Annotated in this window: 12 protein-coding genes; 3 read left to right on the forward strand and 9 right to left on the reverse strand. The window is 64.6% G+C overall.

Annotated features, from left to right (window positions below):
• Positions 1–28 precede the first annotated feature (28 nt).
• Positions 29–814 (reverse strand): hypothetical protein, encoded by a 786-nt coding sequence (locus tag CH274_RS21530; RefSeq protein ID WP_094658889.1) that lies wholly within the window; start codon positions 812–814, stop codon positions 29–31.
• 237 nt (positions 815–1,051) lie between these two features.
• Between CH274_RS21530 and CH274_RS21535 the strand changes: the two genes are divergently transcribed.
• Positions 1,052–2,893 (forward strand): flavin-containing monooxygenase, encoded by a 1,842-nt coding sequence (locus tag CH274_RS21535; protein WP_032395198.1) that lies wholly within the window; start codon positions 1,052–1,054, stop codon positions 2,891–2,893.
• Between the two features lie 94 nt (positions 2,894–2,987).
• Here the strand turns inward: CH274_RS21535 and CH274_RS21540 are convergent, their stop codons facing one another.
• From CH274_RS21540 to CH274_RS21570, 7 genes are all read right to left on the reverse strand, one after another.
• The gene (locus CH274_RS21540) at positions 2,988–4,352 is read right to left on the reverse strand and encodes an NAD(P)/FAD-dependent oxidoreductase (RefSeq protein WP_094658890.1); all 1,365 of its coding nucleotides are present in this window, start codon (positions 4,350–4,352) and stop codon (positions 2,988–2,990) included.
• Between the two features lie 63 nt (positions 4,353–4,415).
• A complete protein-coding gene (locus tag CH274_RS21545) occupies positions 4,416–5,888 on the reverse strand; it encodes a carboxylesterase/lipase family protein (protein WP_094658891.1) in 1,473 nt (490 codons plus the stop codon).
• A 27-nt stretch (positions 5,889–5,915) separates the two neighbouring features.
• A complete protein-coding gene (locus CH274_RS21550) occupies positions 5,916–6,920 on the reverse strand; it encodes an aldo/keto reductase family protein (protein WP_094658892.1) in 1,005 nt (334 codons plus the stop codon).
• A 22-nt stretch (positions 6,921–6,942) separates the two neighbouring features.
• On the reverse strand, positions 6,943–8,181 hold the full coding sequence (locus tag CH274_RS21555; RefSeq protein WP_094658893.1) for a hypothetical protein: 1,239 nt from the start codon (positions 8,179–8,181) through the stop codon (positions 6,943–6,945).
• A 7-nt stretch (positions 8,182–8,188) separates the two neighbouring features.
• The gene (locus CH274_RS21560) at positions 8,189–8,653 is read right to left on the reverse strand and encodes a MarR family winged helix-turn-helix transcriptional regulator (RefSeq protein ID WP_094658894.1); all 465 of its coding nucleotides are present in this window, start codon (positions 8,651–8,653) and stop codon (positions 8,189–8,191) included.
• Positions 8,650–9,252 (reverse strand): DJ-1/PfpI family protein, encoded by a 603-nt coding sequence (locus tag CH274_RS21565; RefSeq protein WP_094658895.1) that lies wholly within the window; start codon positions 9,250–9,252, stop codon positions 8,650–8,652. The genes CH274_RS21560 and CH274_RS21565 overlap by 4 nt, the downstream gene beginning before the upstream one ends.
• A 40-nt stretch (positions 9,253–9,292) precedes the next feature.
• The gene (locus CH274_RS21570) at positions 9,293–9,937 is read right to left on the reverse strand and encodes a hypothetical protein (protein WP_094658896.1); all 645 of its coding nucleotides are present in this window, start codon (positions 9,935–9,937) and stop codon (positions 9,293–9,295) included.
• 92 nt (positions 9,938–10,029) lie between these two features.
• Between CH274_RS21570 and CH274_RS21575 the strand changes: the two genes are divergently transcribed.
• Both CH274_RS21575 and CH274_RS29800 read left to right on the forward strand, forming a co-directional pair.
• Positions 10,030–10,389, forward strand: a complete 360-nt coding sequence (locus tag CH274_RS21575) for an ArsR/SmtB family transcription factor (RefSeq protein WP_032395205.1) — start codon at positions 10,030–10,032, stop codon at positions 10,387–10,389.
• On the forward strand, positions 10,386–11,423 hold the full coding sequence (locus CH274_RS29800; RefSeq protein WP_094658897.1) for a TIGR03086 family metal-binding protein: 1,038 nt from the start codon (positions 10,386–10,388) through the stop codon (positions 11,421–11,423). The genes CH274_RS21575 and CH274_RS29800 overlap by 4 nt, the downstream gene beginning before the upstream one ends.
• On the opposite strand, the gene CH274_RS21585 is transcribed toward CH274_RS29800, so the two are convergent.
• Positions 11,420–12,403: an ABC transporter substrate-binding protein gene (locus CH274_RS21585; RefSeq protein ID WP_094658898.1), complete on the reverse strand. Its 984-nt coding sequence runs from the start codon at positions 12,401–12,403 to the stop codon at positions 11,420–11,422. The genes CH274_RS29800 and CH274_RS21585 overlap by 4 nt on opposite strands.
• Positions 12,404–12,418: the final 15 nt, after the last annotated feature.

Here is a 12,418-nt window from a genome sequence, read left to right on the forward strand (position 1 = left end):
TCGGGGTACTCCACCACCGAAGACCCGATCAGTCGTCGAGCGCTGGACACTGAAATGTCAGTGCGGCCCTGATGAACTCGACCCGATCCCGTTTGATCTGCAGAAGATGTTCATCGGTTTCCTTCTCCAGTCGCCCGAGGATGTCCTGCAACTCGATCACATCATGTCGGGCACTGCGCCGATTCTCCGGAAGCTCACCCGGCTCCACGGGAGAGGCAAGGTAGTCGAGGCGGTCCTGCAGCGAGTTCCGGTGCATCGCTCTCATGAAGTCGACGGCACCGGCAGCGTTGTCCTCCGATTCGGCCAGCTCCTCATCGGCCCTGGCCAGGTAATCGACAGTATCGCCCGACATCTCGATGTCGGTGCAGAGTCGACGGCCCAGACTGCGCAAGAACCCCGGGGTCGAGACCACCGACTCGAACTCGCTGGACGACAGGCCTGCCTTCCACTCGAATTCGAGACCGCACGTGGCTGCGGCGAATTGCGCATCGCCGCCGGCAGGTGTGTTCGGGTACAGCAAGGCAGTCTTGCTTCCACCGGGTACGAACGCGCTCAGACGGCGCACGTCGAAAGGGTCGTCGGGCTGACCGTTACGCCAGTAGAACTCTTCCTCGAATTGCGTGCGCACTTTGCCCCGCACCCGCAGATACGGCGTGTGAAGAAGCGCGTCACCCATGACGGTCAACGTCGAGTTCTCGCCGACGGAGTCGATGCACGGGACCAACGGAGACCGTGTGCCGGAAGCGACGGCAGCCTCGTCCTGTGATGACGAGGAACACCCTGTCAGAGCGACCAGAACAAGAGCTGCAGCCATACGACGAATCATTGTTTCCCCCCGGAAATTTCTCGAACTCTAACGCCCCAGTCAGCGGGACGTGAAATACAACCCAGTGCGCCTGTCGCAAATCGGAAAAATCCGGTACAGACGACCGCGGTGAGCGCGGTCGTCTGCACCCGATTCGCACTGCAACCCACTGCAACTCTCGACCCCTGCGCGCATCAGGAGTGTGCTGGGTCACATCGCTGGAACCACGAATCGCTAGGAGTTTTCATGACCCAGACCATCGAGCCGATCGAGATCACCCGCACGCACACCCCGCAGGAACGGGTCGACGCCTGGCTGTCGAAGTTCGAGCAAGCCCTGGTCGCACGTGACATCCCCCGCGTTGCCGGCATGTTCGCCGTCAGCAGCTTCTGGCGCGATCTCGTGACGTTCACCTGGAATCTCAAGACCGTCGAAGGCCGTGACGGTGTCAGCGACATGCTGTCCGAGCGCCTCGACGACACCGATCCCACGGGCTTTCACACCACCGAGGTTCCCGACGAGGCGGACGGCGTCGTCTCGGCGTGGATCGAGTTCGAGACCGCCACGAGCCGCGGCAAAGGACATCTGCGCCTGACGGTGGACGCGGACACGGGCGACGACGTGGCCTGGACGTTGCTGACCACGATGCAGGAGCTCAAGGGATACGAGGAACGGCAGGGCAGGACTCGCATCAAGGGTGCGGTGCACGGCTCGAATGCCGACACCCAGAACTGGGCGGAGAAGAAGGAGATCGAGGAGTCCGAGCTGGGCTACAGCGTGCAGCCGTACGCCCTCGTGATCGGCGGAGGCCAGGGCGGCATCGCTCTGGGCGCGCGGTTCCGGCAGCTCGGTGTGCCCGCGATCGTCGTCGACCGCGCCGACCGTCCCGGCGACCAGTGGCGCGGACGCTACAAGTCGCTGTGCCTGCACGATCCGGTCTGGTACGACCACCTCCCCTACCTGCCGTTCCCGCCGAACTGGCCGGTGTTCGCGCCGAAGGACAAGATCGGCGACTGGCTCGAGATGTACACCAAGGTCATGGAGGTGCCGTACTGGAGCAAGACCACCGCGAAGTCCGCCACCTACGACGAGGTGGCGAAGGAGTGGACGGTCGTCGTCGATCGCGACGGTGAGGAAGTGATTCTGCGGCCCAAGCAGTTGGTGATGGCCACCGGAATGTCCGGCAAGAAGAATGTTCCGAACTTCCCCGGCATGGACGAGTTCGAGGGCGAGCAGCATCATTCCAGCGAACACCCCGGTCCCGACGCGTATGTCGGCAAGCGCGTCGTGGTGGTCGGTTCCAACAATTCTGCGCACGACATCTGCAAGGCACTGTACGAGACGGGCGTCGACGTGACGATGCTGCAGCGCTCGTCGACGCACATCGTCAAGTCCGATTCACTGTGCGAGATCGCGCTGGGAGATCTGTACTCCGAGCGGGCCGTCGAGTCCGGAATGACCACGGGCAAGGCCGATCTGACGTTCGCTTCCTTGCCCTATCGGATCATGCACGAGTTCCAGATTCCGGTGTATCAGCAGATCGCGGAGCAGGACAAGGACTTCTACGACCGGCTGGAGAAGGCCGGGTTCCAGCTCGACTTCGGTGACGACGGATCCGGGTTGTTCATGAAATACCTGCGCCGCGGCTCGGGCTACTACATCGACGTCGGCGCATCCGAGCTGGTCGCGGACGGGAAGATCAAACTCGTTGCCGGACAGGTGGAACGGATCAGCAAGACCGGCGTCGTACTCGACGACGGCACCGAGCTTCCAGCGGATCTCATCGTCTACGCCACCGGCTACGGCTCGATGAACGGCTGGGTCGCCGATCTGATCGATCAGGAGACCGCGGACAAGGTCGGCAAGTGCTGGGGACTCGGCTCGAACACCACCAAGGATCCCGGTCCGTGGGAAGGCGAACAGCGCAACATGTGGAAGCCGACGCAGCAGGAGAACTTCTGGTTCCACGGCGGCAATCTGCATCAGTCCCGGCACTATTCGCTGTACCTGGCACTGCAGATCAAGGCGCGCTACGAGGGCATCGACACCCCGGTCTACGGGTTGCAGGAAGTGCATCACCTGCGGTGACTCATGTGAGCGGAAGTTCGTAGCCTGCTACGAAATTCGGAGTGGAGCCTGCGGAACGACCGCAGGCTCCGCGCTCACGTGCGGCGCAGCCGCTCTAGTCGTACAGATCGATTGCCTGAGCCTTCTTGATCAGCGCATCCTCGGATCGCACCTGCGCGAGGTTGACGACCCGCGTCGGCAGCACCGAGGAATACAGCCAGTCCGTCGCCACCCGCACTCGGGCGGAGACCGTCGGCAACGCGTAGAGGTGATATCCGCGCGCGACGAACTTCGCCACCGGTCCGGTCAGCGGAATGCCGAGAGGCTTTGCGACACCGTCGAATCCGCCGAGGTCGGCGACCAACCCCAGATCCTTGTGCTTGTACGGACGTGCCTGCCCGACGCCCATCGACGCCGCGACATTGCGTGCGACGGCAACGCCCTGCCGCTGGGCGTGCTGAGCCGTCGGTGGTGTCGGCTTCGACGGGTCGGCGGCGAGGTCGGGGACTGCGGCCGCGTCGCCGATCGCCCATACGTCCGATACGTCGGGGACGGTCATGTCCGCCCGCACGACGAGGCGTCCGCCCGCTGTCGGTAGACCCAGCTGCGCGATGAGAGGGCTCGGTGCGACGCCTGCTCCCCAGACCAGAGTTCGGGACGGTATGACCTCGTCGTCGGTGAGCGTCACCGACGTTGCGGTGGCCGAGGCCACCGACACACCGAGCCGCACGTCCACACCCCTTTCGGCGAGCACGGCGAGCGCTTCTCGACCGAGTCGCTCACCGAGCTCGGGAAGTACCGCGTCGGCCACGTCGACGAGCACCCAGCGCACCTCGTCGGGGTCGACGGTCGCCCATCGGGATGCGATACCGCGAACCCAATTCTGCATCTGGGCAACGAATTCGGTGCCGGTGTAGCCCGCACCCACGGCGACCACGGTCAACCGCTCGGCGCGTTCGCTCCGGCCTTCCGGGGTGTCGGGCAGGGCATCGGCCGCGTCGAGTTGCGCGAGCACATGGTTGCGGATGTAGACGGCCTCGCTCAACGTCTTGAGCCCGTACGCATGCTCGTCGACGCCGGGGATGTCGAACTGCTTGGTCACCGAACCGGGCGCGAGTATCAGCTTGTCCCACTCGAGCGTCGACTCACCGTCGGGGCCGGTCACCGTCAGCTCGCGCGCCTCGAAATCGACGGTGGTGACGTGACCGAGCACCAACTTGACGCCCGGCAGTGCCTGACGAGTGGAGACGGCGATGTCCCGCGGATCGAGCACACCGGTGGCGACCTCGGGCAGCAGCGGACTGTAGAGCAGGTAGTCGGTGGGAGCCACCAACGTCAGCACGGCGCGGTCGGGCCCCAGCAGCTTCGTCAGCCGCTGAAGAGCGTTGAATCCGCCGAAGCCGACTCCGACCACCACGACGCGAGCAGGCCGCGCGGGGGCCGGAGAACTCGAACCGAAACCGGGAAGGAATCTGCGCATATCCGAGATTAACCCGACGGCGGGAGGCCTCGCAGACGACGTTCGGAGGTTGTGGAGCGGAGGTCAGCGCACCCCGTCCCACACCGCGCGTGTCGCCGGCCTAGGGTCGAGGGCGACGCCGGGCTCGTTGCCGAACATCATCACGGCGCGGTCGGTGCCGTACGAGTCCCAGCCGGGAGTGCCGTCGCGCACGAAGTCGACCCAGGCGCGGTGCATCAGGTCGGCCACCTGCTGCGGCGGGTTCGGTCCCGTGATGCGCGAGGTCTCGGGCTTGTGCAACATGTCGAATACGAACGGGATCTCGAGTGCGTGGCAGGCACCGAGGGCACCGTCGAACAGCGATGAGCGCCAGGTGAATTCGTAGACGAAGGCGTTGCCGGAGCGGGCTTCGACCAGACGCGTCGCCGGGATACGGAAGAACCAGTCGGTCATGACGGCGATCATCAGCTCGCCGGCAGAGGCGTCGGGAAGCTGTTCGCGGTACTTCTCCAGCGCCGACGCATCGGCTCGGTACCCGGCGAGGACCATCTTCACGTAGTCCTCGGTGAGGTGCGGGACCAGCCCGGCCGGGACGATGAAGAAGGCGTGCTCTTCGCTGGTGGTCCCGATCAACACATCCACCTGCGTGCTCGCGCCGTCGCCGATACGCGAAAAGGGCAGTGCTGGAACGATATCGCCGTCGATGTACGGTTCGAAGGCCATCACGTTCAGAGCCAGCTCACCCCACGCTCCGGTCGGAGCCTCGGCAGTGATCCGATCCGACAGTTCGCGTTGAGCATCGACCAACGCGTCCACCGGTACCGAACCCAGGCCGTCGACCGTGGCCTCGACGCCGAGCGAGGCCGCCAACGCCGCGGCGACCTTTGCGGCGGTCTCGGCGGTGATGACGTGGTGCCCGGCTCCGCTCTGCAGAATCGCCCGCTGGAAGAGCCCGTCGGCACGGGGCATCGACATCAGGGTGCCGACGCTCATCGCCCCGGCAGATTCTCCCGCGATGGTCACCTGCGCGGGGTCGCCGCCGTAGGAGGCGATGTGGTCACGTACCCATTCGAGGGCTGCGACCTGATCGAGCATTCCGCGATTGGCCGGGGCACCGTCGATCAGCGCGAAACCGTCGACTCCGAGGCGGTAGTTGATCACCACGGCGACGACGCCGTCCCGGGCGAAGGCGGAACCGTCGTACGTGGGAATGGCGTTGCTGCCGTTGACGAATGCGCCGCCGTGGATCCAGACGAAGACCGGCGCCGATCCCGCGACGTCGGGGGTGAAGACGTTGACGTTGAGGCACTCTTCGCCGGGCACCACCGGCTCGCTGAGGATCTCGCTGGTCGGCGGCCGGTAGCCCACCTTGGGGACGGTGGCCCCGAGCTCGAGGGCGTCGCGCACGCCGTTCCAGGTCGGCGGCGGCGAGGGTGCCTGGAATCGGCGGGGCCCGAACGGGGCCTCGGCGTACGGAACTCCGAGGAACGAGATGATGCCTGCGTCGGTCCGACCACGAACCTGGCCCTGAGGTGTATCGACGGTGATCATGTCCATACGTCCTTATTACAGGGCCTTCGGGCACTAGACCAGGCGCGCCTCGGGCGAGCCCGTCTTACCCGCGTCACGCTCGACGGAATCGCCGAGTGCGTCGTCGATCTTGGCGAGCACGTCGGCGTCGAGCGTCACTTCGGAGGCCTTGATGTTCTCGGCAATCTGCTCGGGGCGGGAGGCCCCGACGAGTGCGGCGGCGATGTTGTCGTTGGCCAGTACCCACGCAACGGCCAACTGCGCCATGGTGATTCCGAGGTCGTCGGCGATCGGCTTCAGCTGCTGCACTCGGGTGAGCGTCTGATCGTCGAGGTAGCGCGCGATCATCTTGTCGCCGCCCTTGTCGTCCTTGGCGCGCGAACCGTCGGGCAGGGGTTGACCGGGAAGGTACTTACCGGTGAGCACCCCCTGGGCGATGGGCGACCAGACGATCTGCGAGATGCCCAGTTCCTTGGACGTCGGGATCACCTGATCCTCGATGACGCGCCACAGCGCGGAGTACTGCGGCTGATTCGAGATGATCGAGAAGCCGTTCTGCCGGGCGAGTTCCTGACCGGCCCGGAGCTGGTCGGCGGTCCATTCGGAGACGCCGATGTAGAGCGCCTTTCCCTGGCGGACGACGTCACCGAAGGCAGCGATGGTCTCTTCGAGCGGAGTCTCGACGTCGTAGCGATGCGCTTGGTAGAGGTCGACGTAGTCGGTGCCGAGCCGACCCAGCGAGGCGTCGATGCCTTCGAGGATGTGCTTGCGCGAGAGTCCGGTGTCGTTGGGACCCTTGGGCCCGACTGGGAAGTAGACCTTGGTGAAAATCTCCAGCGATTCCCGACGCTCGCCCTTCAGCGCGTCACCGAGGACGGTCTCTGCCGCTCCGTTGGCGTACACGTCGGCGGTATCGAAGGTGGTGATGCCCGCATCGAGCGCCGCGCGCACGCACTGGGTTGCGATGTCGTTCTCCACCTGCGATCCGTGCGTCAACCAGTTGCCGTAGGTGATCTCCGAAATCTTCAGTCCACTGTTTCCGAGGTATCTGTAAGCCATACAGAAAACGGTACTCCGGTGGTCAGTTCGATAGTGGCCGACGACCGAGAGCCCACATCCCGACGCCGCAGAGGACGACCGTCACGACGGCCGCACCGGTCGAGAGCCACAAGTCGGCAGTGGGCGAGAAGGTACTGGTGTCGATGGTGGTCAATGGCGTGTACGCCGTCCAGCCGTAGGTGACCACCATCGGCACGGTGATCGCGACCGGCACCGCGAGGCCGAGGGTCGCCGGTGCAGGGTCGGCGGGTGTGCACGCCACGTAGAGGTAGGCCGTAGCGGCCGGAAACACGATCAGAGACGCCACATAGTGAACGTTGTCCAGCGGCGGCTGTGCGAACAGTGCCGTCGCGCAGACCACCGCCAGAACTCCGACAGCGACCATCGGACGCCCCCAACGCAATCCGAGTGCAGCGCCGGCCGCAACCGACAGTGCGATGACGGCCACGATTCCGAGTGTCCAGACTCCGTCCGACACTTCGATACCCACACCCGACGTGGTGGTCGAGGCGAGCAACACGGCCGTTCCGGCGAGAACCGTCACGCCACCGCGACCCGGCAGCAAGCCGGCCGCCCCGAACAACACGGGTACGACGAAGAGGCCGAAATACCACCGGCCACTGAACCCGTACTCACCATGGAACACGCTGTGGCCGAACAGCATATCGAGCAATAGCCCACCGATCGCCACCAGCAGTATCGCCGAGCCCGTGCGAACACCACGATCGGTGGCCGGGCTGTGGGCCTGGCTTTCGAGGCGAGCCGCCCACGCCGCTGCCAACCCCACGAGCACGCAGAGCACCGGCACGACCACCGGTGTACCCAGCTCGGATTCGGCGAGGTAGTCGGCGTAACGCCGTGGAATGCCTGAGTACTGCAACGCTTCGATCGCGCCTGTGCTGAGCAGTCCGAGAACGAACGACGCGGCCAGCAGCGCCTGACGAACTCGTTCGCGATTGGCATGTACTGCGCTGCATCCCAACAGAACTCCGCCTGCCACCACCTCGACGAAGTCGGACGAGAGCAGCAGCACCGAGCCACCGATGGCGACAGCAGCGGCGATGGACAGACCGGCCAGAATAGTGCGCCGACGAACGAACATCGCCAGACCCGACGCCAGAATCACTGCCACCGCGACTCCTCCGCCGCCACTGAAGAACAGCACCCCGCCGAAGCCGGTGTCGCCGAGGATATCGATCCCGTCCGGCTGCATCGACAATCCTGCCAGCAATCCGGTCAGCAGTACCCCGAGCGCATTCATACCCGAATTATGCACTGCCGCTGCGATAGTCCCGGGATGCCGCCAGGATCTTGCCGAGGGTGGCGGAGAAGGCACGCAGTTCGCTCTCTCCCACAGCGGCTCCCACGGCATCGGACCATGCATGTTGCGCATCCCGCAGCTGTGCAACGGTGTCCCGCCCCTTGGGGGTGGGTTCCAACAGCTTTGCGCGCTTGTGGTTCGGGTTGTCGACGTAGACGGCCCAACCTTTGTCCACCAACAGGTTTGCCGTCCGCTGCACACTCTGCCGCGCCAACCCGAGCCCAACGCGTCGCGCGATGTCGGCGACCGATAACGGCTCGTCCAGGGTGGCACCGAGAACCTGCCACCACGCCGGCGTCAGACCCGTCGGCTCGGTGATGTCGTGTGCGGCAGCGAGGAATTCGCCGTTGAGCTCGAAGACGGGCAACACCAACTCTGTCAGCGCATCGCCCTCGGGTGTGCGATGCTTCATGCGTTCACGAGCTGGTCGTAGTACTTGCGATCCCCCGTCTTGTAGAGGCCGTACCAGGCATCGACGACGGGCTGCGGAAACACGTTCAACCGCTCGAATACCAGCTTCGCGAACTCGAGCGGGTTCACGCCTCCCGCGGTGATCACTGTGCCGTCGGACACCGCTCGGTCGTCCCGATAGTGCTCGGCACCGCGGTATTCGATTGCTTGCGTGAGGAATTCGGCAGCATTAGAGGTGTGCGGCCTGTTGTCGAGCAGTCCGGTCCGGGCGAGCCCGTAGGTGGCACCGCAAATCGCCGCGATCGGTTTCCCCGCCGCAACCAGTTCGGCGGCCAGCGTCAGAACCGTGTCGTGCCCGGAGTCCCAAGTGTCCGCGCCGGGCAGAATCAGGGCATCGAGGGTCGGAAGATCGGCGACCGAGACGTCGGGAACGATGCGGACACCTCCCATCGTCGTCACAGCCTCCCCGGTCTCGGAGGCGATGATCAGCCGGTTGGCGTCCGGGGCTTGTTCACGGGCCATGGCAAGTCCGGCGGTGAGGTAGCCGTACTCCCAGTCGGCCATGGTGTCGGTGGCATAGAGCGCAATGGTGGTGGTCATCGGACGTCCTCCGAGTAGATTGACAGGATGCTGTCGATCATCACTCGATTGACAGCAGACTGTCAATACCCGGAAGCACCCGAGTAGCTCGCTCGCGTGGATCCACTTCGTCGAGATAATTCCGGCACGCCGCGTGATAGCGCTGATCGAAGGCTCTACCTGCCGCTTCCGTGCCGCCGAGCGCATCCGCATCCCTGGCGACACCTCGGGCTCGCGCGAGTTCCATGGGGGTGCCGACGAAGACGGTGTAGTCCCAGTAGTCGGGCAGCGGCGGCCGATGGAGAAATGTTCCGTCCACGACCACGATCGCATCGGCAGGCACCGATTCCAGCGAATCGTCGACCGGCTCGTCCGTCACCAGATCGATGATCCGCCGCCGAATGGCATTGCTTCCGTTCGGCCCCAACGGAATCAGCACGTGTGTTCGGAGCGCGTCGAAGTCGTAGGCATCCCGGTAGTAGCCGAGGGCCGACGCCCGACCCTGTCGGTAACGGTGGGCGCGCCGGTGATGAAAACCGTCCATCGTCACATGTATGGACGGACGATCATGTGCTGCAACAGCATCCACAAGCCATCGTGCGCACGTGGACTTACCGGAAGACGTCACTCCGTCGATGGCCACCCGTAGCGGATGGCCCGGAGCATGGGAGAGCACGTCTCGCACCATGTCATCACCGACGCTCATACGACCGGGGTAGGCGATCCCTTTATCAACCAATTGGTTGACTACGTTCGGCGGGCGGCCTATTCTCGGCGGCACCACACAGTGAGGACACCATGGACGATCGAACTGAGCAGCTCAACAGGACGTTCGCTGCCTTGGCCGACCCGACGCGACGCGACATCGTCGCTCGACTCGCCGGGGCGGATGCGAACGTCAGCGAGCTGGCCGAGTCGTACGACATCAGCCTGCAAGCGGTGTCGAAGCACGTGAAGGTGCTCGAAGCGGCCGGATTGGTCACCCGCAGCAAAGATGCCCAGCGTCGTCCGGTGCATCTCGACGCCGAGGTGTTCGGCCTGATGACGAAATGGATCGAGCGTTATCGCCAGGAAGCAGAGCAACGGTATCGACGCCTCGATGCCCTGCTGGAAACCATCGCAGACGACAAGACCACCGAGACGAAGGAAGTGTCATGACCGCGCACGAAACCGAGATCGTTGCGGACGAGAAAGTCCCCACGATCGAGATCATTCGAGAGTTCGATGCGGCACCGGAGCGGGTGTTTCGCGCTCACATCGACCCCGAGCTGTATCGCCAGTGGGTTGGTCCGCGATCGTTGACGACCCGAATCCTGAAGTGGCAGGGCCACACCGGAGGCGCGTGGGCGTTCGCCAACGACCGTGACGGTGAGGAAATTGCCTCCTTCTTCGGCAGCTTCCACGAGGTGCGCCCGAACGAACGAATCGTGTGGACCTTCACCTACGAGGGCCAGCCAGATTCGGTCGCGCTCGAGACGCTCACGTTCGAGAACCGCGAAGGCGGGGGCACGCTGCTCAGAGTGCTCAGTGTGATGTCGGACTTCGCCTCTCGCGACAGCATGCTCTCCAGTGGAATGGACGTAGGCGTGAAGGAGGGCTACGACAAGCTCGACGAACTGCTCGCGCAACGAACGGGGCCGGCTGGGCAGCACCTGCAGGACGCGGCAGCCTTCACCGCACTCGTCCTGTTCGCGTCGCCCGAGGACTGGTCACGCCCGAGCCCGGTATCAGGCTGGGCGGCAATCGATGTCGTGAAGCACCTGATCGAGTGGTCTCGCGGTTTTCTCGCCGGCGGGGCCGGTGTCGAACTGCAGACCCTGGACGTCGAAGCCGACCCGGCCGCGGCCTGGACCCAGCACGTCGCCGACATCCAAGCAATTCTCGACGACCCCGCCGGCCGGATTCTGAGCAACCCGCACACCGGAGACATGCCGGTGGACAAGGCGATCGAGATGTTCTATACCGCCGACGTCTGGATGCACTCCTGGGACCTGGCGAAAGCCCTTGGCCGAGAGCCTGATCTGGGTCAGGAGCGCTGCGCTGCAGCCTTGGAGGCCATGCGACCGATGGAGCAGATGTTGCGGGACAGTGGGCAGTACGGCCCCGCCGTCCCCGTCGCCGACGACGCATCCCCACAGGACAAGCTGATGGCCTTCATCGGACGGGACCCGGCTTGGTCACCCCGGAGCTAAGTCGCCACCGCCTCGAGTTGTGGCCGAATCTTGTTCAGCGAGTGCTCGACCGACGCCTTCGACGGTGTATTGAAACCGACGACCGTAGCGTAGTCCACCACGGCTACTCCACCACCCGCCGCCGCAGGCAGACTCGAGAATCCCGGAAGCTTCTCCAGGTCTTCCCGCGTTCCCCCATTGGGAAGCATCACGACCAGATCGGCCGTCAACACGTCGAGACGCTCGGGGCTGAGCACGATGCGTCCGTGCGAGATGTCGGGTGAATCGACCAGACTCTGCGGCACACTGAGCCCGATGCTGCCGAACACTTGGGCAGCGCCGTCTTCGGGGTCGGCGACGACAGCAAGCTGCTGGGAGTCGAAGACGAACTGAGAGAGCACCGCTGTCTTTCCGTCGAGTCCCGGATAGTCCTTCTTGATGTCGTCGGTGACGGCGTGGCCCTCGTCGATGATTCGCCGAGCGTCGTCTTCCCGATTTAGCACAAGGCCGACGGTCTCGATCTGCGATTCCCAGGTCTCGACCCTGTCCGACTTGGGCAAGATTGTCGGTGCGAAGTCCGCCAGACCTGCATACGGTTCGATCGACGCGATCCCCGACACCAAGATCAGATCCGGCTGCAGCGCCGCGATCTGCTCGGTCGGCACCGCACCGTCCATCTGGCCGACCGCAGCCGAGTCGAGCATCTCGGCATCGGAACTCACTGTCGACTGCCAGGGGTAGAGCCCACGTTCGTCGCCGTTCGATCCGGCAGAGACGTACCCGACGGGTTGCACATCGAATTCCAACAGCGCGTCGACCCACTGCTGCCCGAAGGCGACTATGCGCTCCGGCGTTCCCGTGATCTGAGTCGGCCCGGCAAGTGTGTCGATCGTGACGGTGCGGGCGTCGGTTCCGGCGTCGTCGACTGCCCCGCTACTGCACGCGACCAGCGCCGACGCGGTTGTCAGAACGAGCACACACCCCAGGAATGTCCGTTTCATCCGCAGAAGTTAGCA

This window comes from Rhodococcus sp. 06-418-5 (assembly GCF_002258285.1).
In the GTDB taxonomy this organism is placed as follows: Bacteria; Actinomycetota; Actinomycetes; order Mycobacteriales; family Mycobacteriaceae; genus Rhodococcoides.

What these genes read in the sequence shown, in the direction of transcription:
- CH274_RS21560 (WP_094658894.1), bottom strand. Translation starts at nt 8,653, where the DNA reads ATGAAGCATCGCACACCCGAGGGCGATGCGCTGACAGAGTTGGTGTTG.
- CH274_RS29800 (WP_094658897.1), top strand. Translation starts at nt 10,386, where the DNA reads ATGACCGCGCACGAAACCGAGATCGTTGCGGACGAGAAAGTCCCCACG.
- CH274_RS21545 (WP_094658891.1), bottom strand. Translation starts at nt 5,888, where the DNA reads ATGGACATGATCACCGTCGATACACCTCAGGGCCAGGTTCGTGGTCGG.
- CH274_RS21585 (WP_094658898.1), bottom strand. Translation starts at nt 12,403, where the DNA reads ATGAAACGGACATTCCTGGGGTGTGTGCTCGTTCTGACAACCGCGTCG.
- CH274_RS21550 (WP_094658892.1), bottom strand. Translation starts at nt 6,920, where the DNA reads ATGGCTTACAGATACCTCGGAAACAGTGGACTGAAGATTTCGGAGATC.
- CH274_RS21570 (WP_094658896.1), bottom strand. Translation starts at nt 9,937, where the DNA reads ATGAGCGTCGGTGATGACATGGTGCGAGACGTGCTCTCCCATGCTCCG.
- CH274_RS21535 (WP_032395198.1), top strand. Translation starts at nt 1,052, where the DNA reads ATGACCCAGACCATCGAGCCGATCGAGATCACCCGCACGCACACCCCG.
- CH274_RS21540 (WP_094658890.1), bottom strand. Translation starts at nt 4,352, where the DNA reads ATGCGCAGATTCCTTCCCGGTTTCGGTTCGAGTTCTCCGGCCCCCGCG.
- CH274_RS21555 (WP_094658893.1), bottom strand. Translation starts at nt 8,181, where the DNA reads ATGAATGCGCTCGGGGTACTGCTGACCGGATTGCTGGCAGGATTGTCG.
- CH274_RS21575 (WP_032395205.1), top strand. Translation starts at nt 10,030, where the DNA reads ATGGACGATCGAACTGAGCAGCTCAACAGGACGTTCGCTGCCTTGGCC.
- CH274_RS21565 (WP_094658895.1), bottom strand. Translation starts at nt 9,252, where the DNA reads ATGACCACCACCATTGCGCTCTATGCCACCGACACCATGGCCGACTGG.
- CH274_RS21530 (WP_094658889.1), bottom strand. Translation starts at nt 814, where the DNA reads ATGGCTGCAGCTCTTGTTCTGGTCGCTCTGACAGGGTGTTCCTCGTCA.